The organism is Pseudomonas sp. 5P_5.1_Bac1, from assembly GCF_025466015.1.
Classification (GTDB): domain Bacteria; phylum Pseudomonadota; class Gammaproteobacteria; order Pseudomonadales; family Pseudomonadaceae; genus Aquipseudomonas.
The window spans coordinates 270,297-290,821 of sequence record NZ_JANLNX010000091.1 but is presented as its reverse complement, the minus strand read 5'-3'; the positions used below and the strand labels follow the sequence as shown (position 1 = coordinate 290,821).

The following is a 20,525-nucleotide window of genomic DNA, read 5'->3' as shown; positions in this document are numbered from 1 at the left end:
CGCTCTGGACCCCGCGAGAGGCCGGAATCACTCGGCGATCAACCAATCCATCCGCCAACTTCCGCCTGTCTGCCCCAGGCACTGCGCCAGCCATGGCAGCAACTCACGCAACTCCTCTTCCAGCCCCCACGGCGGGTTGGCGATAGCCAGGCCCGAGCCGTTCAGGCTTTGCGGGGTGTCCTGCGGGTGCACGTACAGCTCGACACGCAGCAGCTTTGGCGCACCGGTGCTGGTCAGGTCCTGGTAGTAACGCACCAACTGGCGCTGATCCTTGATCGGGTACCAGATCGCCGCGACGGTCTGCCGCATGCGGCCGATCGTCTCTTTCATCGCGTTGGTGCAGCGTTTCAGCTCGTCAGGCTTCTCGAACGGCGGGTCGATCAGCATCACCGCACGCTTTTCCTGCACCGGCAGCAATGCCCGCGGCACATGCCAGCCTTCGCCCAGGTGCACGGCAACACGCGGGTCCTTCTTCATGTTGTCCTTGAGCAGGGCGCCGTCTTCGGGATGTTTCTCGTTGAGCAACACCCGGTCCTGCTGCCGCGCCATGCGCCGCGCCAGCTCGGGCGAGCCCGGGTAGTAGCGCAGTTCGCCGTCGGGATTGAGCTTGCGCACGATGCGCAGGTAATCCTCGGTGATGGCCGGCAGGTCGTCGCGCCCCCAGAGTCGGCCGATGCCTTCGACCCACTCGCCGGTGCGGGTTGCCTGGTCACCCTGCAGGTCATACAGGCCAAGGCCGGCGTGGGTGTCGAGATAGGCGAAAGGCTGCTCCTTGCGCGACATCAGGGCAATCAGACGGGTCAGCACGATGTGCTTGAAGACGTCGGCGTGGTTGCCGGCGTGGAAGGCGTGACGATAGTTCATGGCAACTCCTGGGAGGGCCGGGAAGTTTACCTTGTCGGGCCGGCGCCGTCAGGTTGCGCCCGCCGAAACGACAACGGCCCGCACCTCGGGAGAGATGCGGGCCGTCTCAAGCAACGATGTCAGCGCAGGTTACTTGTTGGCGTGGTAGTCCGCGTCGGCTTTCTCGAACCGCAAAACCATGCTCTTCGAAGCACGGCCCACCTTGCTCACCAGCACGATGGCGAGGGTGGCAAACAGGAAGCCTGGGATGATTTCGTACAGGCTGGTACCGCTGTAGTTCTTCCACAGGATCACGGTCAACGCACCGACCACGATACCGGCCAGCGCACCATTGCGGGTCATGCCTTTCCACAGCACCGAGAGCAGCACCACCGGACCGAAGGCGGCACCGAAGCCGGCCCAGGCGTAGGCAACCAGGCCCAGGACGCGGTTGTCCGGATCAGCGGCCAGGGCGATGGCGATCAGCGCAACCGCCAGCACCATCAGACGACCGACCCATACCAGCTCAACCTGCGAGGCATTCTTGCGCAGGAAGGTCTTGTAGAAGTCTTCGGTCAGGGCGCTCGAGCACACCAGCAACTGGCAGCTCAGAGTGCTCATGACCGCCGCCAGGATGGCGGACAGCAGAACACCGGCGATCCACGGGTTGAACAGGAGCTTGGCCAGCTCGATGAACACACGCTCGCGGTTCTCGGTAACGGGGGCTGCCACTTCCGGATGCGCCGCGAAGTAGGCGATACCGAAGAAGCCCACGGCGCAGGTGCCGGCCAGGCACAGGATCATCCAGGTCATGGAGATACGACGGGCTTTGGCGATCGACTTCACCGAGTCAGCCGCCATGAAACGCGCCAGGATGTGCGGCTGGCCGAAGTAGCCCAGGCCCCAACCCATCAGCGAGATGATGCCGATGAAGCTGGCGTCGCGGAACATGTCGAAGTTGGCAGGGTTCTGCGCTTCGATGGCAAGGAAGGTGGTATCGACGCCGCCGGTGGCGAGCAGCACGAAGATCGGCGTCAGGATCAACGCGAAGATCATCAGCGAAGCCTGCACGGTGTCGGTCCAGCTCACCGCCAGGAAACCACCGACGAAGGTGTAGGCGATGGTCGCGGCAGCACCGGCCCACAGCGCGGTCTCGTAGGACATGCCGAAGGTGCTTTCGAACAGGCGGGCACCGGCGACGATGCCGGATGCGCAATAGATGGTGAAGAACACCAGGATGACCACGGCGGAGATGATCCGCAGCAGGCCGCTATGGTCTTCGAAACGGCTGGCGAAGTAGTCCGGCAGGGTCAGCGCGTCGCCGTTGTGCTCGGTCTGTACCCGCAGGCGACCGGCGACGAACAGCCAGTTGAGGTAGGCACCGACGGTCAGGCCGATGGCGATCCAGGCTTCCGACAGGCCCGACATATAGATGGCGCCCGGCAGGCCCATCAGCAGCCAGCCGCTCATGTCCGAAGCGCCAGCCGAAAGCGCGGTCACCACGCTGCCGAGGCTGCGGCCGCCGAGAATGTAGTCGGAAAGGTTTTTGGTGGAGCGATAGGCCATGAAGCCGATCAGCACCATTGCCGCGATGTAGATCACGAACGTAATCGTGATGGGATTGCTAGTCATGTATTGCGCCCTGGCGTTTGTTTTTATGTAGTGACAGCCCCTGACGAGGTTGCACCCAGGCCGCGAATGCTATGCAACAACGCAAACGAGGTGCAACCGTTTTCACGCAACCAGTTGCACCTCGTCGGAAAAATCACACTACAACGTGTTTTTGCTCCTTTTTGGCGCAAGAACAGCCGATCTCAGAAGAAAACGCACCCTATAAAGCCTTTTTTGTCGTGTGGTTTTACCCGCCAGACGAGTTGCACTTCTTTCATGAAGTTTTTGGGTTGCACTAGGTTGCACCCGGAAAGCGGCACGGATAATCTTGGCGCCAGCTTAGCCACGGCCCAGTGGCAATAACGAGGATAAGAAATGGCGACGACCACCCTTGGGGTCAAACTCGACGACCCGACCCGTGAGCGACTCAAAGCAGCTGCGCAGTCCATCGACCGCACGCCGCATTGGTTGATCAAGCAAGCGATCTTCAATTACCTGGAGAAGCTGGAGGGTGGCGCCACTCTGACCGAGCTCAACGGTCAGCCGGGCACGCTTGCCGACGACGCGGGCGACGTGCAGCCCGATCATGTCCATCAGTGCTTCCTCGAATTCGCCGAAAGCATCCTGCCGCAGTCCGTTCTGCGCGCCTCGATCACCTCCGCCTACCGCCGCCCCGAGCAGGAAGTGGTACCGATGCTGCTGGAGCAGGCCCGCCTGCCGGTGCCGATGGCCGAAGCCACCAACAAGCTGGCCGCTGGCATCGCGGAAAAACTGCGTAACCAGAAGAGCGCCGGCGGCCGTGCCGGTATCGTTCAGGGCCTGCTGCAGGAATTTTCCCTGTCGTCGCAGGAAGGCGTGGCACTGATGTGCCTGGCCGAAGCCCTGTTGCGCATCCCCGACAAAGGTACCCGCGACGCGCTGATCCGCGACAAGATCAGCACCGGCAACTGGCAGCCGCACCTGGGCAACAGCCCGTCGCTGTTCGTCAACGCCGCCACCTGGGGCCTGTTGCTGACCGGCAAGCTGGTCTCGACCCACAACGAATCCGGCCTCACCTCGTCCCTCAGCCGCATCATCGGCAAGAGCGGCGAACCGATGATCCGCAAGGGCGTCGACATGGCCATGCGCCTGATGGGCGAGCAGTTCGTCACCGGCGAAACCATCGCCGAAGCCCTGGCCAACGCCAGCAAGTTCGAAGCCAAGGGCTTCCGCTATTCCTACGACATGCTCGGCGAAGCCGCACTGACCGAACACGACGCGCAGAAGTACCTGGCGTCCTACGAGCAGGCCATCCACTCCATCGGCAAAGCCTCCCACGGCCGCGGCATCTATGAAGGCCCGGGCATCTCCATCAAGCTGTCCGCCCTGCACCCACGCTACAGCCGCGCCCAATACGAGCGCGTGATGGATGAGCTGTACCCGCGCCTGCTGTCGCTGACCCTGCTGGCCAAGCAATACGATATCGGCCTGAACATCGACGCCGAGGAAGCCGACCGCCTGGAGCTGTCGCTGGACCTGCTCGAACGCCTGTGCTTCGAGCCGCAACTGAGTGGCTGGAACGGCATCGGTTTCGTCATCCAGGCGTACCAGAAGCGCTGCCCATACGTGATCGACTACGTCATCGACCTGGCCCGCCGCAGCCGCCATCGCCTGATGATCCGCCTGGTGAAGGGCGCCTACTGGGACAGCGAGATCAAGCGCGCCCAGGTCGACGGCCTGGAAGGCTATCCGGTCTACACCCGCAAGGTGTACACCGACGTTTCCTACATTGCCTGTGCACGCAAGCTGCTGTCGGTGCCGGAAGTCATCTACCCGCAGTTCGCTACCCACAACGCCCATACCCTGTCGGCCATCTACCATATCGCCGGCCAGAACTATTACCCGGGCCAGTACGAATTCCAGTGCCTGCACGGCATGGGCGAACCGCTGTATGAACAAGTCGTAGGCAAAGTCGCCGATGGCAAGCTGAACCGTCCGTGCCGCGTGTACGCACCGGTCGGCACCCACGAAACCCTGCTGGCTTATCTGGTTCGCCGCCTGCTGGAAAACGGTGCCAACACCTCGTTCGTCAACCGTATCGCCGACCAGTCGATCTCGATCCAGGAACTGGTCGCCGACCCGGTCGCCACCATCGAACGCAGCGCCACCCAGGAAGGCAGCGTCGGCCTGCCGCACCCGCGCATTCCACTGCCGCGCGATTTGTACGGCAGCGAGCGGGCCAACTCCAGCGGCATCGACATGGCCAACGAACACCGTCTGGCCTCGCTGTCCTGCGCCCTGCTGGCCAGTGCCCACAACGCCTGGAAAGCCGCGCCGATGCTCGGCTGCGCCGCCAGTGAAGAAGCTGCCGTCGCAGTCCTCAACCCGGCCGACCACCGTGACGTGGTCGGGCATGTTCAGGAAGCCACTGTCGGCGACGTCGACAATGCCATCCAGTGCGCCCTCAATGCCGGGCCGATCTGGCAGGCGACCCCGCCGGCCGAGCGTGCTGCGATCCTCGAGCGCGCCGCCGACCTGATGGAAGCCGAGATCCAGCCGCTGATGGGCCTGCTGGTCCGCGAAGCGGGCAAGACCTACGCCAACGCCATCGCCGAAGTGCGCGAAGCCGTGGATTTCCTGCGCTACTACGCGGTGCAGGCACGCAACGATTTCAGCAACGACGCCCACCGCCCGCTGGGCCCGGTGGTCTGCATCAGCCCGTGGAACTTCCCGCTGGCAATCTTCAGCGGCCAAGTGGCTGCCGCCCTCGCCGCCGGCAACCCGGTACTGGCCAAGCCGGCCGAGCAAACCCCGCTGATCGCGGCCCAGGCCGTGCGCCTGCTGCTCGAAGCCGGTATTCCGGAAGGCGTGGTGCAACTGCTGCCGGGCCGCGGTGAAACCGTCGGTGCCCGCCTGGTCGGTGACGAGCGCGTCAAAGGCGTGATGTTCACCGGCTCCACCGAAGTTGCCCGCCTGTTGCAACGCAATGTCGCCGGCCGCCTGGATAACCAGGGCCGTCCGATCCCGCTGATCGCCGAAACCGGCGGCCAGAACGCCATGATCGTCGACTCCTCGGCACTGACCGAGCAGGTCGTGATCGACGTGGTGTCCTCGGCCTTCGACAGCGCCGGCCAGCGTTGCTCGGCCCTGCGCGTACTGTGCCTGCAGGAAGATTCCGCCGACCGCGTCATCGAAATGCTCAAGGGTGCCATGGCCGAAAGCCGCCTGGGCAACCCGGAGCGCCTGTCCGTGGACATTGGCCCGGTGATCGACGCCGAAGCCAAGGCCGGCATCGAGAAGCACATCCAGGCCCTGCGCGACAAAGGTCGCTCGGTGTACCAGGTGGCCATCGCCGATGGCACGGAAACCAAGCGTGGCACCTTCGTCATGCCGACCCTGATCGAGCTGGACAGCCTCGACGAGCTGCAACGCGAGATCTTCGGTCCGGTCCTCCACGTGGTGCGCTACAACCGCAAGAACCTCGACCAGTTGATCGAACAGATCAACGCCTCCGGCTACGGCCTGACCCTCGGCGTGCACACCCGCATCGACGAGACCATCGCCAAGGTGATCGACAACGTCAACGCCGGTAACGTCTACGTCAACCGCAACATCGTCGGTGCCGTGGTCGGCGTTCAGCCGTTCGGCGGCGAAGGCCTGTCCGGCACCGGCCCGAAAGCCGGTGGCCCGCTGTACCTGTACCGCCTGCTGTCGACCCGCCCGGCCGATGCCATCGAACAGTCGTTCCAACGCGGCGATGCCGGCACCCCGCCGGACAGCCGTCTGCGCGAAAGCCTGCTCAAGCCGCTGGAGGCCTTCAAGGCCTGGGCCGCGAGCAGCCAGCAAAACGATGTGGTGCAACTCTGCGAACAGTTCGCCCGTCAGTCCCAGAGTGGTATCACGCGCCTGCTGGCCGGCCCGACCGGCGAACGCAACAGCTACACCATCCTGCCGCGCGAGCATGTGCTATGCCTGGCCGACAGCGAAGCCGACCTGCTGATCCAGTTGGCCGCGGTATTGGCCGTGGGCAGCTCGGCGGTAGTGGTCGATGGCGAGCCGGGCAAGTCCCTGCGCGCCCGCCTGCCGAAGGAAGTCCAGGCCCGCATCAAGCTGGTAGCGGACTGGAACAAGGATGAAGTGGCGTTCGACGCCGTCCTGCATCACGGCGACTCGGACCAACTGCGCGGCGTCTGCGAGCAGGTGGCCAAGCGTGCCGGTGCGATCGTCGGGGTTCACGGCCTGTCGTCGGGTGAAACCGCCGTCGCCCTGGAGCGCCTGGTGATCGAGCGCGCGCTGAGCGTGAACACCGCTGCGGCGGGTGGTAACGCCAGCTTGATGACTATCGGCTGATAGCCCGAAGGAAACGAAGCGGGGCGGGTTTTGCGGACTCTATCGAGAGTGACGCGAAACCCGCCCTGTTTTGTTTTGGACGATCAACTGGAGCCAGTGCCGCTACCCGTAAGCGATCGATAAACTCATTGCAAACGCCATGAAAATAAACATCCAAAGAGTAACACCGAGCATCATCCAACCGTTGCCGGCCCTAGTGGAGCGCGAGTTTGACTCCCCTCGAAGATCGCACTCGAGAACGTGACTACGCGGCTTCTTCCTCGAAAAGTCCGCCGTCCTCACCAGGCAACCCACCCAGTACCAGCCACCCTGAACTAACGATCAATATCCAAAGCCAGTTGATCACCGTTAGTTGCGCATTTCCCGCCCCTTCCGGATCGCCCTCGCAAAAGTTGATTGCCCGCTGAACCCTGCACTGAAACACATGAAACAGCACCACTGTCACCAACACAGCAGACGCAAGTTCAGGGAGTGGCAGTATCGCCATCCACAGGCAAAGACTGGATATGCCCATTAGCAGCACTCCAAAAGTCAGCCACCATGGTGACCACCGATAGCTACGCCCCGACGCACGAATCCGTCGATCTACCCGGTGCAACAGTGAATAAAGGAACAACTCCGGAAGCAAAACACGGGGCAGAAACATGACCCTGCGATCACTGGAATTTCGGTAAAGGTCCCAGTTGCGCAACGACCAGAACAACCAATAAAGCCCGAGCGTGAAAAGCGTCATGACGATCAACTTTGGCACCGCAACCACGAAAAACGCAGGCTGTGCCGGTTGAGAAGGGGAAAAGTTGCTTGTGGACATGCGCAGGACCGCCGTACTGGAGACGGCCCATGAAACCGCGTATGCACGATTCCAGGATGCCGGCTCGCTCTCGACTAGAAGCGCGATGATTCCGACAACGGATAGGAGCGGGACTACAAAGCTGAACGGGCCCTACAGGTGTGCAACGAGGAAAGCCAAAGACGCCGAGAAAATAATGTTCAGCGCCTCAGATACTGAGGCCCCCAAAAAGTATGCAGTCCGGGCCCCTCTTCGGATGCAGACATTTCCTACCCAAAGAAGCTTTCAGCCCAAGCGTCTGTAGCCTCTCTTCTACTCCACCATCACCCACACCTATTTCCCTGTGCACCCTCCCCCCACCTGCCTAGACTCGCCCCATCCCCGAACAAGGAATGGCCGCCATGACCGAAACCCTGCTCAGCGCCCGCAACCTCGCCTTCGAACTCTATGAAGTGCTCGATGCCGAATCCCTGACCCGCCGCGAGCGCTTCGCCGAGCACAGTCGCGAGACGTTCGATGCGGCGCTTTCCACTGCGCGCAGCATCGCTGAGAAGTATTTCGCGCCGCACAACCGCAAGGGCGACGAGAACGAGCCGCGCTACGAGAACGGCGAGGCGGTGCTGATTCCCGAGGTGAAACCGGCGGTGGATGCCTTCCTCGAGGCCGGCTTCCTTAACGCCAATCGCGATTTCGAAGCGGGCGGCATGCAACTGCCGACCCTGCTCTCGCAAGCCTGTTTCGCCCACTTTCAGGCGGCCAACGCCGGGACCACGGCATACCCGTTCCTGACCATGGGTGCGGCGAACCTGATCGAGAGTTTCGGCACCGAGGAGCAAAAGCGCCTGTTCCTGCAGCCGATGATCGACGGTCGCTTCTTCGGCACCATGGCGCTGACCGAGCCGCACGCTGGCTCGTCCCTGGCCGATATCCGCACCCGCGCGGAGCCCGCCGGCGATGGCAGCTACCGGCTGCGCGGCAACAAGATCTTTATCTCCGGCGGCGATCACCCGCTGTCGGAAAACATCGTGCATATGGTCCTGGCCAAGCTGCCGGACGCGCCCGCCGGGGTGAAGGGCATTTCGCTGTTTATCGTTCCCAAGTTCCTGGTCAATCCGGATGGCAGCCTCGGGGGGCGCAACGATGTGACCCTCGCCGGGCTGTTCCACAAGATGGGCTGGCGCGGCACCACGTCCACCGCATTGAACTTCGGCGATAACGGCAACTGTGTCGGTTATCTGGTGGGCAAGCCGCATCAGGGCCTGGCGTGCATGTTCCAGATGATGAACGAGGCGCGGATCGGCGTCGGCATGGGCGCGGTGATGCTGGGCTACGCCGGCTACCTGTACTCCCTCGACTATGCCCGCCAGCGTCCGCAAGGCCGACTGCCGGACAACAAGGATCCGTCCACCGCCGCCGTGCCGATCATTGCCCACAGCGATGTGAAGCGCATGTTGCTGGCGCAGAAAGCCTACGTGGAGGGTGCCTTCGACCTGGGCCTGTACGCCGCGCGGCTGTTCGACGACAGCCACACCGCCGACAGCCCCGAAGCGCGCCAGCAGGCACAGGAACTGCTGGACCTGCTCACGCCCATCGTCAAATCCTGGCCATCGGAGTTCTGCCTCAAGGCCAACGAGCTGGCGATCCAGATTCTCGGCGGCCACGGCTACACCCGCGAATACCCGGTGGAGCAGTACTACCGCGACAACCGCCTGAACCCGATTCACGAAGGCACCCATGGCATCCAGTCCCTCGACCTGCTCGGGCGCAAGCTGGCGCAGAACGGCGGCGCCGGGCTCAAGCAACTGGTGCGGCTGATTGCCGGAACCTGTGAACGCGCTCATCAACACCCAGGCCTGGACAATCTGCGCCAACCGCTGGAACAACTGCTGACCCGCCTGCAGGGCGTCACCCTCGGCCTGCTCGGCGACCTGGCGAGCGGCAAGGTCAACAGCGCCCTGGCCAACTCGGCGCTGTACCTCAAGGCGTTCGGTCACTGCGTGGTCGGCTGGCGCTGGCTGGAACAGGCCATTCGCGCCGAACAGGGGCTGGCCGTGGGCAACCCGGCGGACCGCGACTTCTATCAAGGCAAATTGCAGGCGGCGAGGTTTTTCCTCACCTGGGAAGTACCGCCCTGCCATAATGACCTCGCATTGCTCGAGGCCCGCGATGACACCTGCCTGAGCATGCAAGACGAGTGGTTCTGAGGGGGAACCACCGGCACCCGGAGTTCCGCGCATGTTCGATTTCACCGCGCCGCTGCGCCAGCGCTTCGCAAGCCTGCGCTGCGGCGGCGAGTTTTTCTCCCTGCGCTACGTGCAGCAGTCCCAACAACACCTGTCAGTGCGCAAAAACATCGCCGAGCCGCCAAGCCTGGGCCGCGATGAAGGCGCCATGCTCACCGTCCGCGTCAGCGGCGTCGAAGCCTACGCCGCCACCGCCGACCTGTCCCAGGCCGGCCTGCAACAGGCCCTCGACCGGGCCGAAGCCTTGGCCCGGCAGACCGCCGCCCACGCGCTGCTGGACCTGCGCGATCAATCCATCGCCACCGCCCGCGCCGACTATTGCTCGCCCAACCTTGACCAGGCCTTCCCATCGCTCGGCGATTGCTATGACCTGCTCAACCAGGAATCGGCGGCGGTGCCGGCGGATGAGCGACTCGCCAACTGGCAGGTCAGCCTCGGCCTGACCACCGTCGAGCAGATTTACCTCAACAGTGCCGGCGCCGAGCTGCGCCAGGCCCAGCGCTTCATCTTTCCCGGCCTCAGCGTCACCGCGTTCGGCGACGGCGACAGCCAGACCCGCACCCTCGGCCGCGAGAACTTCGGCCAGCAAGGCGGCCTGGACGTGATCCAGCGTTGCGGCCTGGTGGGCGCCGGCGCTCGGGTCGCCGACGAGGCGCTGCAACTGCTGCTGGCGCCCAACACCCCCAGCGGCGTGCGCGACCTGCTGCTGATGCCCGACCAGATGATGCTGCAGATCCACGAATCCATCGGCCACCCGCTGGAGATGGACCGCATCCTCGGCGATGAGCGCAACTACGCCGGCACCAGCTTCGTCAAAGCCAGCGACTTCGGCCACCTGCAATACGGCTCGAAACTGCTCAACGTGACCTTCGACCCGGACATCCGCGAAGAACTGGCCAGCTACGGTCATGACGACGACGGCACCCCGGCGCTCAAGCAATTCCTGATCCGCGATGGCCTGCTGCTGCGCCCGCTCGGCGGTGCGCTGTCGCAGTTCCGCTCGGGCCTCGAAGGCGTCGCCAACAGCCGCGCCTGCGGCTGGAACCGCGCGCCCATCGACCGCATGGCCAACCTCAATATCGAGCCGGGGGACCAATCCCTGGCGCAACTGATCGGCGGCATCGAGCGCGGCATCCTGATGCGCACCAACCGCTCCTGGTCCATCGACGACGCACGCAACAAGTTCCAGTTCGGCTGCGAGTGGGGCCAACTGATCGAAAACGGCGAGCTGAAGGGCGTGGTGAAGAACCCCAATTACCGCGGTATTTCCTCGGGCTTCTGGCGCAACCTGAGTGCCGTCGGCGACGCCAGCACCTTCCAGGTTCTAGGCACGCCGAACTGCGGCAAAGGCGAGCCGAACCAGGTGGTGCGCGTCGGTCACGCCTCGCCGGCCTGCGTGTTCAGCCAGATCGATGTATTCGGAGGAGACGCCTGATGGCCGCCAGCTTCCTGCAGAATTTCCAGGCGCTGGTCGCTTGGCTACACGACAACGTCAATGCGCCGGAGCAGTTCACCCTGAGCTATGCCGGCGAGCATTCGCAGTTCATCCGCTTCAACCACGCGCGGGTGCGTCAGGCCGGTGACGTGCACCAGTCCAGCGCCAGCCTGAAATTGATCGCCGACGGCCGCCAGGCCGAACTGAACCTGACCCTCAGCGGCGACGCCGACATCGACCGCCAACGCCTCGGCGAGGCCCTGGCCCAGTTACGCCAGACACTGCCGCTGATCCCGCCCGACCCGTACCTGCTGCTCAACGACAGCGCCTGGGAAAGTCACGACCAACAGGAACAGCCGCTGCCCGACAGCGCCAGCGTGCTGAAGCAGATTGAAGCCGGTGCCGGTGACCTCGACCTCGTCGGCATCTATGCCGCCGGGCCGATCTGTCGCGGTTTCGCCAGTTCGTCCGGCGCGTTCGGCTGGCACCAGGCCAACAGTTTCAACTTCGACTGGAGCCTGTTCCACGCCAACGGCCAGGCGGTCAAAGCCAACTACGCCGGGCAAGTGTGGGACGACGAACTGTTCGCCCGGCGCCTGGCCCAGGCCCGCGAGCAACTCGACTACCTCGGCCGCCCGTTGAAAACCCTGGCGCCCGGCCAGTACCGCGCCTACCTCGCCCCCGCCGCCCTCGAAGAAATCGTCGGCATGCTCGGCTGGGGCGGTTTTTCCGCACAGTCGATCGCCAACAAGCACAGCCCGCTGCAACGGCTGTACAGCGGCGAGGCCAGCCTCAGCCCACTGGTGAACCTGGCGGAACAGGTCAGCGGCTCGCTCAGCCCGGCGTTTTCCGAGGAAGGCTACCCGCGCAGCGACCTGCGCCTGATCGACCAGGGCCGGGCCCTTGAACAACTGACCAACGCGCGCAGCGCCGCCGAGTTCCAGCGCCAGGCCAATGGTGCCGAGCCGTGGGAATCCCCGAGCGCCCTGAGCATGGCCGGCGGCGAGCTGGCCGAGGCCGATGTGCTCGCGCAACTGGGCACCGGGCTGTACATCAGCAACCTGTGGTACTTGAACTACTCCGACCTGCCGGCGGCGCGAATGACCGGCCTGACCCGCTTCGCCTGTTTCTGGGTCGAAGACGGGCAGATCCACGCGCCGGTCAGCACCATGCGCTTTGACGACAGCGTCTACAGTTTGCTGGGTACGCAACTGGAAGCCCTGACCCAGGAGCGTGAGCTGATGCTGTCCACCAGCACCTATGGCCAGCGGCAGACCGGGTCGAATCATCTGCCGGGGGCGCTGGTCAAACGGCTGACGTTGACGTTGTGATTGTTGGGGCCGCTTTAGCGGCCCCCAAGGCCGGCTAAGGATTACCCATGCCCGAACGCACCCCGCTCGACCCCGTCACCGCCCGCTGGATTCCCTGGGTGGTGGCGATCGCTTTCTTCATGCAGTCACTCGACGGCACCATCCTCAACACCGCCCTGCCGGCAATGGCCCGTGACCTGGCGGAAAACCCGCTGCGCATGCAGTCGGTGATCATCGCCTACATGCTCACCGTGGCCCTGCTGATTCCCGCCTCCGGCTGGCTCGCCGACCGCTTCGGCACCAAGCACATTTTCTTCGGCGCGATCCTGCTGTTCAGCATCGGCTCGCTGCTCTGCGCCCTTTCCAGCAGCCTCGGCATGCTGGTGGGCGCCCGGGTCATCCAGGGCCTCGGCGGCGCCTTGATGCTGCCGGTCGGGCGGCTGGTGGTGTTGCGCGCCTACCCGCGTTCGGAACTGGTGCGGATCATGAGTTTCATCACCATCCCCGGCATGCTCGGCCCGTTGCTCGGCCCGACCGTGGGCGGCTGGCTGGTGGAGATTTTCAGCTGGCACTGGATCTTCCTGCTCAACCTGCCGGTGGGTGTGATCGGCTGCTACGCGGTGTGGAAGTACATCCCGGACCTGCGCGGCTCGGAACGCACCCGCTTCGACGGCGTCGGTTTCATCCTGTTCGGCGCGGCAATGGTGCTGATCACCATCGCCATGGAAGGCCTGGGCGAGCTGCACCTGCCGCACCTGCGGGTGATGTTGCTGCTGTTCGCCGGCATGGCCTGCCTCGCCGCCTACTGGCTGCGCGCCGGCAGCGTTGACAATCCGCTGTTCTCGCCCAGCCTGTTCCGCACCCGGACGTTCTCGGTGGGCATTCTCGGCAACCTGTTCGCCCGCCTGGGCAGCGGCGCGCTGCCGTTCCTCGTGCCGCTGCTGCTGCAAGTGGCGCTGGGCTACTCGCCGGCCGAAGCGGGGATGAGCATGATCCCGCTGGCGGCGGCAGCGATGCTGGCCAAGTCCATCGCCCGGCCACTGATCGAGCGCTTCGGCTACCGCACCATTCTCACCGCCAACACCCTGTTGCTCGGGCTGATGCTGGCGAGCCTGGGCCTGGTGAACGAACAGACGCCCCATGCCCTGCTGCTGGTGCAGCTCGGCGTGCTCGGGGCGATCAACTCCATGCAGTTCACCGCGATGAACACCGTGACCCTGATCGACCTCGACGACGCCAGCGCCAGCAGCGGCAACAGCCTGCTGTCGGTGGTCGCGCAACTGTCGCTGAGCCTGGGTGTGGCCTGCGCCGGCGCCCTGCTCGGCGGCTTCACCGCCGCCGGCAGCGCCGAAGGCGTGGAAACCACGCTGGGCGCATTCCAGCTCACCTTCGTCACCATCGGCCTGATGGCGATGCTCGCCGCGGCGATCTTCCTGCAACTGGCGAAGACGGATGGACGGCGTGCGCCTCGTCAGGAAGCCGGGATCGAGCCTTAGGGCGAATGGCCACGAGGCTGGTACACTGCGCGACATTTTGTTTTGCAGGCCCGCCTCGTGACCACCATTGCCACCGCCTTCGCCACCTTGCCGCTGTCCAACGCCATGCTGGCCAACCTGGACGCCCTCGGCTATGCCGAGATGACTCCGATCCAGGCCCAGAGCCTGCCGGTCATCCTCAAAGGCATGGACCTGATTGCCCAGGCCAAGACCGGCAGTGGCAAGACCGCCGCCTTCGGCATCGGCCTGCTGAACCCGATCAACCCGCGCTATTTCGGCTGTCAGGCGCTGGTGCTGTGCCCGACCCGCGAGCTGGCCGACCAGGTTGCCAAGGAGCTGCGCCGCCTGGCCCGCTCCGAAGACAACATCAAGATCCTCACCCTGTGCGGTGGCGTCTCCCTCGGCCCGCAGATTGCTTCGCTGGAACATGGCGCGCACATCATCGTCGGCACGCCGGGCCGGGTGCAGCAGCACCTGAGCAAAGGCACCCTGGTGCTGGACGGGCTCAACACCCTGGTGCTGGACGAAGCCGACCGCATGCTCGACATGGGCTTCTACGACGCCATCGCCCAGATCATCGGGCAGACCCCCGAGCGCCGGCAGACCCTGCTGTTCTCCGCCACCTACCCGAGTGGCATCAAGCAACTGTCCGCCGCCTTCATGCGCAACCCGCAGCAGGTCAAGGTCGACACGCTGCACGCCGACAGCCAGATCGAGCAGCATTTCTATGAAGTCGATCCCGAAGACCGCATGAACGCGGTCACCCGTGTGCTGGGGCACTTCCGGCCGGAATCGTGCGTGGCGTTCTGCTTCACCAAGCAGCAGTGCCAGGAAGTGGTCGATCACCTGCAATCCAAAGGCATCTCCGCCGAAGCCCTGCACGGCGACCTGGAACAGCGCGACCGCGATCAGGTCCTGACCGTGTTCGCCAACCGCAGCCTCTCGGTGCTGGTAGCCACTGATGTGGCGGCCCGCGGCCTGGACATCGATGCGCTGGACATGGTGATCAACGTCGAACTGGCCCGTGATGCCGAGATCCACGTGCACCGCGTCGGCCGTACCGGCCGTGCTGGCGAGAAGGGCCTGGCGGTCAGCCTGGTCGCGCCTGCCGAAGGCCATCGCGCCAAGGCCATCGAAGTGCTGCAAAAAGCCCCGCTGCGCTGGGAACAGCTCGACAGCCTCAAGGCCAAGGCCGGCGAACCGCTGGTGCCGGTGATGAGCACCCTGTGCATCTCCGCCGGGCGCAAGGACAAACTGCGTCCGGGCGACATCCTCGGTGCACTGACCGGCGATGCCGGGGTTCCGGGCAAGCAGGTCGGCAAGATCGCCATCTTCGACTTCCAGGCCTATGTGGCGGTGGAGCGCGGCGTGGCCAAGCAGGCGCTGCAGCGGCTGAACAGCGGCAAGATCAAGGGTCGGTCGCTCAAGGTCCGGATCATCTAAACCACCCAGGACCTGATCGCGAGCAAGCTCGCGCCTACCACGGCGTGGCTTGCACGATCCCTGTAGGAGCGAGCTTGCTCGCGATTTCCAGAGAACACCCATGCACTCCACCGATGTCATCATCATCGGCGCCGGCGCCGCCGGCCTGATGTGCGCCCGCACCGCCGCCTTGCGCGGCCGCCGGGTCGTGCTGCTGGACCACGCCAACAAACCGGGCAAGAAGATCCTCATGTCCGGCGGCGGCCGCTGCAACTTCACCAATATGTACACCGAGCCGGCCAACTTCCTCTCGCAGAACCCGCACTTCTGCAAGTCGGCCCTGGCCCGCTACACCCAGTGGGACTTCATCGAGATGGTCGCCAAGCACGGCGTGCCCTATCACGAGAAAAAACTCGGCCAGCTTTTCTGCGACAACAAGTCCAGCGACATCCTGCAGATGCTCCTCGACGAGTGCGACAACGCCGGCGCCACCCTGCGCATGGACACCCGCATCGAACACATCGAGAAACTGGAAGCCGGCTACCTGCTGCAAACCAGCGCCGGCCCGTTCCAGTGCCAGTCGCTGGTGATCGCCACCGGCGGCCTGTCGATCCCGACCCTCGGCGCCACCGGTTTCGGCTATCAGGTGGCCCGCCAGTTCGGTCACAACGTGCTGCCAACCCGCGCCGGGCTGGTGCCGTTCACCATCACCGACCAGCTCAAGGCGCTGTGCACCGAGCTGTCCGGCACGTCGGTGGACTGCATCGCCAGTTGCAACGGCACAAGCTTCAGGGAAAACCTGCTGTTCACTCACCGCGGCCTCAGTGGCCCGGCGATCCTGCAGATTTCCTCGTTCTGGGAAGCCGGCGACACCGTCGAAATCAACCTGCTGCCGGACCACGACGCCCTGTCCTGGCTGCAACAGCAACAGGCCGAGCGGCCCAACAGCGAGCTGAAAACCCTGCTCGGTGAGATCTTCACCAAGAAGATGGCCAACCTGCTGGCCGACCACTGGTTCGCCTCCAAACCGATGAAGCAGTACACCCCGGCCGAGCTGGCGCAGGTCGCGGAAAAACTCGGGAACTGGCAGTTGGTGCCGGCCGGGACCGAGGGCTACCGCACCGCCGAAGTGACCCTCGGCGGCGTCGATACCCGCGAGGTGTCGTCCAAGACCATGGAGTCGTTGAAGAGCCCGGGGCTGTACTTCATTGGCGAAGTACTGGACGTCAGCGGCCACCTTGGCGGCTTCAATTTCCAGTGGGCTTGGGCCTGCGCTTACGCCGCCGCGCAGTTCGTCTGAAGTTCCGGCTAGAATCAGCCCCATCACGGAACACATTTTGCTGGTACGTGACCACCGCGACGGCTTTGCGTCGCGGTGACCCGCTCACTTCCGATCTCGCCCAGCAGGCCCGCCGTTCATCATGTCATCGTCTTCGTTCAGCCATTCGTTGCGTCGTCTGTGGGCCCTGGACAAATTCAGCTACAGCATCCGGGTATTGATCGCCCTCACCGGCAGCATGGCGCTGTGCTGGTATCAGGATCAGATGAACCTGCTGATCCCGCTGTTCCTCGGCATCATCGCCAGCGCCCTGGCCGAGACCGACGACAGTTGGCAGGGCCGTCTCAACGCCCTGGCCGTCACCCTGGTGTGCTTCACCATCGCCGCGCTGGCGGTGGAATTGCTGTTCCCCTATCCGTGGCTATTCGTCTGCGCCATGGCCTTGGCGGCGTTCGGCCTGACCATGCTCGGCGCCCTCGGCGAACGCTACGGGGCGATCGCCCAGGCCACGCTGATTCTCTCGGTCTACACGATGATCGGCGTCGACCAGCGCGGTGGCGAGGTCGCCGATTTCTGGCATGAGCCGCTGCTGCTGGTGGCCGGCGCGGGCTGGTACGGACTGCTCTCGGTGCTCTGGCAAGCGCTGTTCTCCAACCAACCGGTGCAACAGAGCCTGGCGCGGCTGTTCCGCGAATTGGGCATCTACCTCAAGCTCAAGGCCACCCTGTTCGAGCCAATCCGCGGCCTCGACGTCGAAGCCCGGCGCCTGGAACTGGCGCAACAGAACGGCAAGGTGGTGGCGGCGCTGAACAGCGCCAAGGAAATCATCCTACACCGCGTCGGCAATGGCCGGCCCAGTTCGAAGGTCAGCCGCTACCTGAAGCTGTATTTTCTCGCCCAGGACATCCACGAACGCGCCAGTTCCTCGCACTACCCGTACAACGCGCTGACCGAGGCGTTCTTCCACAGTGACGTGCTGTTCCGCTGCCAGCGCCTGCTGCGCCAGCAAGGCAAGGCCTGCGAGCGGCTGTCGGCGTCGATCCAGTTGCGCCAGCCGTTCGTCTACGACATCGGTTTCGCCGAGGCGCTTGAAGACCTGCACGCCTCGCTGGAACACCTGCGCATCCAGAGCAACCCGGCCTGGCGCGGCCTGCTGCGTTCGTTGCGGGCGCTGGCGGCGAACCTGGCAACCCTCGACCGCCTGCTCAGCGACGCCAGCAACCCGGACAGCCTGGCCGACAACAGCGACCCGAGCCTGCTCGACCGCTCGCCGCGCAACCTGGCGGACGTGTGGAACCGCCTGCGCCAGCAACTGACGCCAACCTCGCTGATCTTCCGCCACGCACTGCGCCTGCCGCTGGCGCTGTCGATCGGCTACGGCATGGTGCACCTGATCCACCCGACCCAGGGTTACTGGATCATCCTCACCACGCTGTTCGTCTGCCAGCCCAACTATGGCGCCACACGGCGCAAACTGGTGCAGCGGATCATCGGCACCGCCATCGGCCTGACGGTCGGCTGGGCACTGTTCGACCTGTTCCCCAACGCCGTCATCCAATCGCTGTTCGCGGTGGCCGCCGGGGTGGTGTTCTTCGTCAACCGCACCACCCGCTACACCCTCGCCACGGCGGCGATCACCCTGATGGTGCTGTTCTGCTTCAACCAGATCGGCGACGGTTATGGCCTGTTCCTGCCACGCCTGTTCGATACCCTGGTGGGCAGCCTGATTGCCATTCTCGCGGTGTTCCTGTTCCTGCCGGACTGGCAGGGACGACGGTTGAACAAAGTGCTGGCCAACACCCTGACCTGTAACAGCACTTACCTGCGCCAGATCATGCGCCAGTACGCCGAAGGCAAGCGCGACGACCTCGCCTACCGCCTGGCCCGACGCAACGCCCACAACGCCGACGCGGCACTGTCTACCACCCTGGCCAACATGCTCATGGAGCCCGGGCATTTCCGTAAGGAAGCGGACGTCGGCTTCCGCTTCCTGGTGCTGTCCCACACCTTGCTGAGCTACCTCTCGGCCCTCGGCGCGCACCGCGACAGCACGCTGCCCGCCGAAGCCCGCGAACAGTTGCTCGATAGCGCCGGAGCGAAACTGGCCGAGAGCCTCGACGAAATCGCCAGCGGCCTGACCAGCAAGACCCCGGTGGCAATCCACAGCGACAGCGAGGAAGCCCTGGCCACCGAGCTGGAGCAGATGCCCGAGGAAATGGACGAGAACCTGCGGACCGTGCAGACCCAACTGGCGCTGATCGCCCGTCACCTCGGCCCGCTGCGCACCCTCGCCGCGCACCTGATCAAGGGGACGCCTGAGTGAAGGCGTGCTCCTTGAGGATCCGTGCGTAACTGCCGTCGGCTTTCATCGCGCTGATCGCCCGGTCGAAGCCGCTGACGATCTGCTGGTGCTGAGGGTTTTTCAGGCTGACCAGGATGTGCAGGCTGTTCTCGCTGACCGGCTCGCCGAAAAACTCCAACTGATCGCGCACCGTGTCGCGCGCGCGCATTAGAAACCAGTTGGCGACGTACTCGTCCTCCACGGCCAGGCTGACCCTGCCTGCGGCGAGCATGCCGATCGCCACCGGAAAGCTGCGCACCGGGACTTTCTGCAAGCGCCGGTCGGCATCGAACTCGGCGGAATAGGCGTAATCGCGGACCACCGCGATCGAATGGGGATAAATGTCGGACAGGCGTTCGAACTGGATGGCGTCGGCCTTGCGCTTGAGCAGGCGGATCCGGTTGTTCAGGTAGCCGTCGGAGAATTGCCCGATGCGGGTGCGGGATTCGTTGTACCAGGCATTGACCAGCACGTCGTAGCGACCATCGCCAATGCCCATCAACGCCCGCGCCCAGGGCACCTGCTCGAAGTCACTGGCAAAACCCGCGCGTTCGAGCGCCGTCTTGACCAAAGCGGTGGCTAGACCGCCCTGCGCCATGCTGGCATCGGTGAAAGGTGGCCAGGCATCGGCAACCAGACGGAGTTTTTCGGCATGCGCCGGGGTAACTGACAACATTCCAAGCAAACACAAGACTCGGAGCAAGGGTCGCATGCTCAAATCCTATAGCGGAGCTTCCGCGTTGTGGTTTGACCGCTTGAGCGTTTCAGTGCCAACAAATCCAGGTTGCGACGGCCAGATTACACAAACGACCGTCCGGGTGGCAGCAGCAAATGATAGCTATGTGCCTCTATTCCTGCCGGTTTTGCGGACACTTTGGCTTACGACAAAAAATGTCAGCGCCGTCGAGGCTGGTTATCATCGGCGCATCCAACCAGAGAGAACCGTCATGCCCATCGAGTGGATTTGCAAACATCACGCCGACCTTGGCAAAGAACAGCTCTACGCCGTGATGCAGTTGCGCAACGAAGTGTTCGTGGTCGAGCAGAAATGCGCCTACCAGGACCTCGATGGCCAGGACCTGAGCGGCGACACCTGCCACTTGATGGCCTGGCAGGACAATCAGCTGGTGGCTTATCTGCGCTTGCTCGATCCGACATCCCAGGGTGGCGACGTGGTGATCGGCCGGGTGCTCATCGCCGAGGTGGGCCGCGGCCAGGGGCTGGGCCACGAACTGATGGTGCAGGGCCTCAAGCATGCCGAAGAGAACTGGCCGGACGTGCCGGTATACCTCTCGGCCCAGGCGCATCTGCAGGACTATTACCGCAAGCATGGCTTCGAGGTGGCGGGCGAGGAATACCTGGAGGACGGCATTCCGCATATCGGGATGCGGCGGGCCTGAAATTTTTGGTTCTCTACGGGGATTGG

13 protein-coding genes are annotated in these 20,525 nt (G+C 64.2%); 9 read left to right on the top strand and 4 right to left on the bottom strand.

Annotated features, from left to right (window positions below; translation table 11 throughout):
• Nucleotides 1–27: 27 nt before the first annotated feature.
• The gene (locus NTD82_RS19705; RefSeq protein WP_095155903.1) at nt 28–864 is read right to left on the bottom strand and encodes a 23S rRNA (adenine(2030)-N(6))-methyltransferase RlmJ; all 837 of its coding nucleotides are present in this window, start codon (nt 862–864) and stop codon (nt 28–30) included.
• Between the two features lie 129 nt (nt 865–993).
• Nucleotides 994–2,475 carry a sodium/proline symporter PutP gene (gene putP, locus NTD82_RS19700; RefSeq protein WP_262129883.1) on the bottom strand — a complete coding sequence of 494 codons (1,482 nt, stop codon included), beginning with the start codon at nt 2,473–2,475 and terminating at the stop codon, nt 994–996.
• A 354-nt stretch (nt 2,476–2,829) separates the two neighbouring features.
• Here putP and putA point away from each other — a divergent pair, with 354 nt between their 5' ends.
• Nucleotides 2,830–6,783: a trifunctional transcriptional regulator/proline dehydrogenase/L-glutamate gamma-semialdehyde dehydrogenase gene (gene putA / locus NTD82_RS19695; protein WP_262129882.1), complete on the top strand. Its 3,954-nt coding sequence runs from the start codon at nt 2,830–2,832 to the stop codon at nt 6,781–6,783.
• A gap of 244 nt (nt 6,784–7,027) precedes the next feature.
• Here putA and NTD82_RS19690 read toward each other — a convergent pair whose 3' ends face one another.
• Nucleotides 7,028–7,594: a hypothetical protein gene (locus tag NTD82_RS19690; RefSeq protein WP_262129881.1), complete on the bottom strand. Its 567-nt coding sequence runs from the start codon at nt 7,592–7,594 to the stop codon at nt 7,028–7,030.
• Between the two features lie 380 nt (nt 7,595–7,974).
• On the opposite strand from NTD82_RS19690, the gene NTD82_RS19685 reads away from it, so the two are divergent.
• From NTD82_RS19685 to yccS, 7 genes are all read left to right on the top strand, one after another.
• Entirely contained in the window at nt 7,975–9,777 is a 1,803-nt protein-coding gene (locus tag NTD82_RS19685; RefSeq protein WP_262129880.1) for an acyl-CoA dehydrogenase, read from the top strand.
• A 31-nt stretch (nt 9,778–9,808) separates the two neighbouring features.
• Nucleotides 9,809–11,251 carry a TldD/PmbA family protein gene (locus tag NTD82_RS19680; RefSeq protein WP_095155898.1) on the top strand — a complete coding sequence of 481 codons (1,443 nt, stop codon included), beginning with the start codon at nt 9,809–9,811 and terminating at the stop codon, nt 11,249–11,251.
• Complete coding sequence (locus NTD82_RS19675; RefSeq protein ID WP_262129878.1) at nt 11,251–12,582, top strand: TldD/PmbA family protein; 1,332 nt, start codon at nt 11,251–11,253, stop codon at nt 12,580–12,582. Before NTD82_RS19680 ends, NTD82_RS19675 begins: the two co-directional genes overlap by 1 nt.
• Nucleotides 12,583–12,629: 47 nt before the next feature.
• Nucleotides 12,630–14,057 (top strand): multidrug transporter subunit MdtD, encoded by a 1,428-nt coding sequence (mdtD, locus tag NTD82_RS19670; RefSeq protein ID WP_095155896.1) that lies wholly within the window; start codon nt 12,630–12,632, stop codon nt 14,055–14,057.
• Between the two features lie 105 nt (nt 14,058–14,162).
• Nucleotides 14,163–15,500 (top strand): ATP-dependent RNA helicase DbpA, encoded by a 1,338-nt coding sequence (gene dbpA / locus NTD82_RS19665; RefSeq protein ID WP_256587745.1) that lies wholly within the window; start codon nt 14,163–14,165, stop codon nt 15,498–15,500.
• A gap of 100 nt (nt 15,501–15,600) precedes the next feature.
• Nucleotides 15,601–16,779, top strand: coding sequence for an NAD(P)/FAD-dependent oxidoreductase (locus tag NTD82_RS19660; RefSeq protein WP_262129876.1), 1,179 nt, complete (start codon nt 15,601–15,603; stop codon nt 16,777–16,779).
• Between the two features lie 121 nt (nt 16,780–16,900).
• Nucleotides 16,901–19,081: a YccS family putative transporter gene (gene yccS, locus NTD82_RS19655; RefSeq protein ID WP_262129875.1), complete on the top strand. Its 2,181-nt coding sequence runs from the start codon at nt 16,901–16,903 to the stop codon at nt 19,079–19,081.
• Here yccS and NTD82_RS19650 read toward each other — a convergent pair.
• Complete coding sequence (locus tag NTD82_RS19650) at nt 19,062–19,811, bottom strand: substrate-binding periplasmic protein (protein WP_095155893.1); 750 nt, start codon at nt 19,809–19,811, stop codon at nt 19,062–19,064. The genes yccS and NTD82_RS19650 overlap by 20 nt on opposite strands.
• A 235-nt stretch (nt 19,812–20,046) precedes the next feature.
• Between NTD82_RS19650 and NTD82_RS19645 the strand changes: the two genes are divergently transcribed.
• Entirely contained in the window at nt 20,047–20,499 is a 453-nt protein-coding gene (locus tag NTD82_RS19645) for a GNAT family N-acetyltransferase (protein WP_262129874.1), read from the top strand.
• Nucleotides 20,500–20,525 lie beyond the last annotated feature (26 nt).

What these genes read in the sequence shown, in the direction of transcription:
- NTD82_RS19705 (WP_095155903.1), bottom strand. Translation starts at nt 864, where the DNA reads ATGAACTATCGTCACGCCTTCCACGCCGGCAACCACGCCGACGTCTTC.
- putP (WP_262129883.1), bottom strand. Translation starts at nt 2,475, where the DNA reads ATGACTAGCAATCCCATCACGATTACGTTCGTGATCTACATCGCGGCA.
- putA (WP_262129882.1), top strand. Translation starts at nt 2,830, where the DNA reads ATGGCGACGACCACCCTTGGGGTCAAACTCGACGACCCGACCCGTGAG.
- NTD82_RS19690 (WP_262129881.1), bottom strand. Translation starts at nt 7,594, where the DNA reads ATGTCCACAAGCAACTTTTCCCCTTCTCAACCGGCACAGCCTGCGTTT.
- NTD82_RS19685 (WP_262129880.1), top strand. Translation starts at nt 7,975, where the DNA reads ATGACCGAAACCCTGCTCAGCGCCCGCAACCTCGCCTTCGAACTCTAT.
- NTD82_RS19680 (WP_095155898.1), top strand. Translation starts at nt 9,809, where the DNA reads ATGTTCGATTTCACCGCGCCGCTGCGCCAGCGCTTCGCAAGCCTGCGC.
- NTD82_RS19675 (WP_262129878.1), top strand. Translation starts at nt 11,251, where the DNA reads ATGGCCGCCAGCTTCCTGCAGAATTTCCAGGCGCTGGTCGCTTGGCTA.
- mdtD (WP_095155896.1), top strand. Translation starts at nt 12,630, where the DNA reads ATGCCCGAACGCACCCCGCTCGACCCCGTCACCGCCCGCTGGATTCCC.
- dbpA (WP_256587745.1), top strand. Translation starts at nt 14,163, where the DNA reads ATGCTGGCCAACCTGGACGCCCTCGGCTATGCCGAGATGACTCCGATC.
- NTD82_RS19660 (WP_262129876.1), top strand. Translation starts at nt 15,601, where the DNA reads ATGCACTCCACCGATGTCATCATCATCGGCGCCGGCGCCGCCGGCCTG.
- yccS (WP_262129875.1), top strand. Translation starts at nt 16,901, where the DNA reads ATGTCATCGTCTTCGTTCAGCCATTCGTTGCGTCGTCTGTGGGCCCTG.
- NTD82_RS19650 (WP_095155893.1), bottom strand. Translation starts at nt 19,811, where the DNA reads ATGCGACCCTTGCTCCGAGTCTTGTGTTTGCTTGGAATGTTGTCAGTT.
- NTD82_RS19645 (WP_262129874.1), top strand. Translation starts at nt 20,047, where the DNA reads ATGCCCATCGAGTGGATTTGCAAACATCACGCCGACCTTGGCAAAGAA.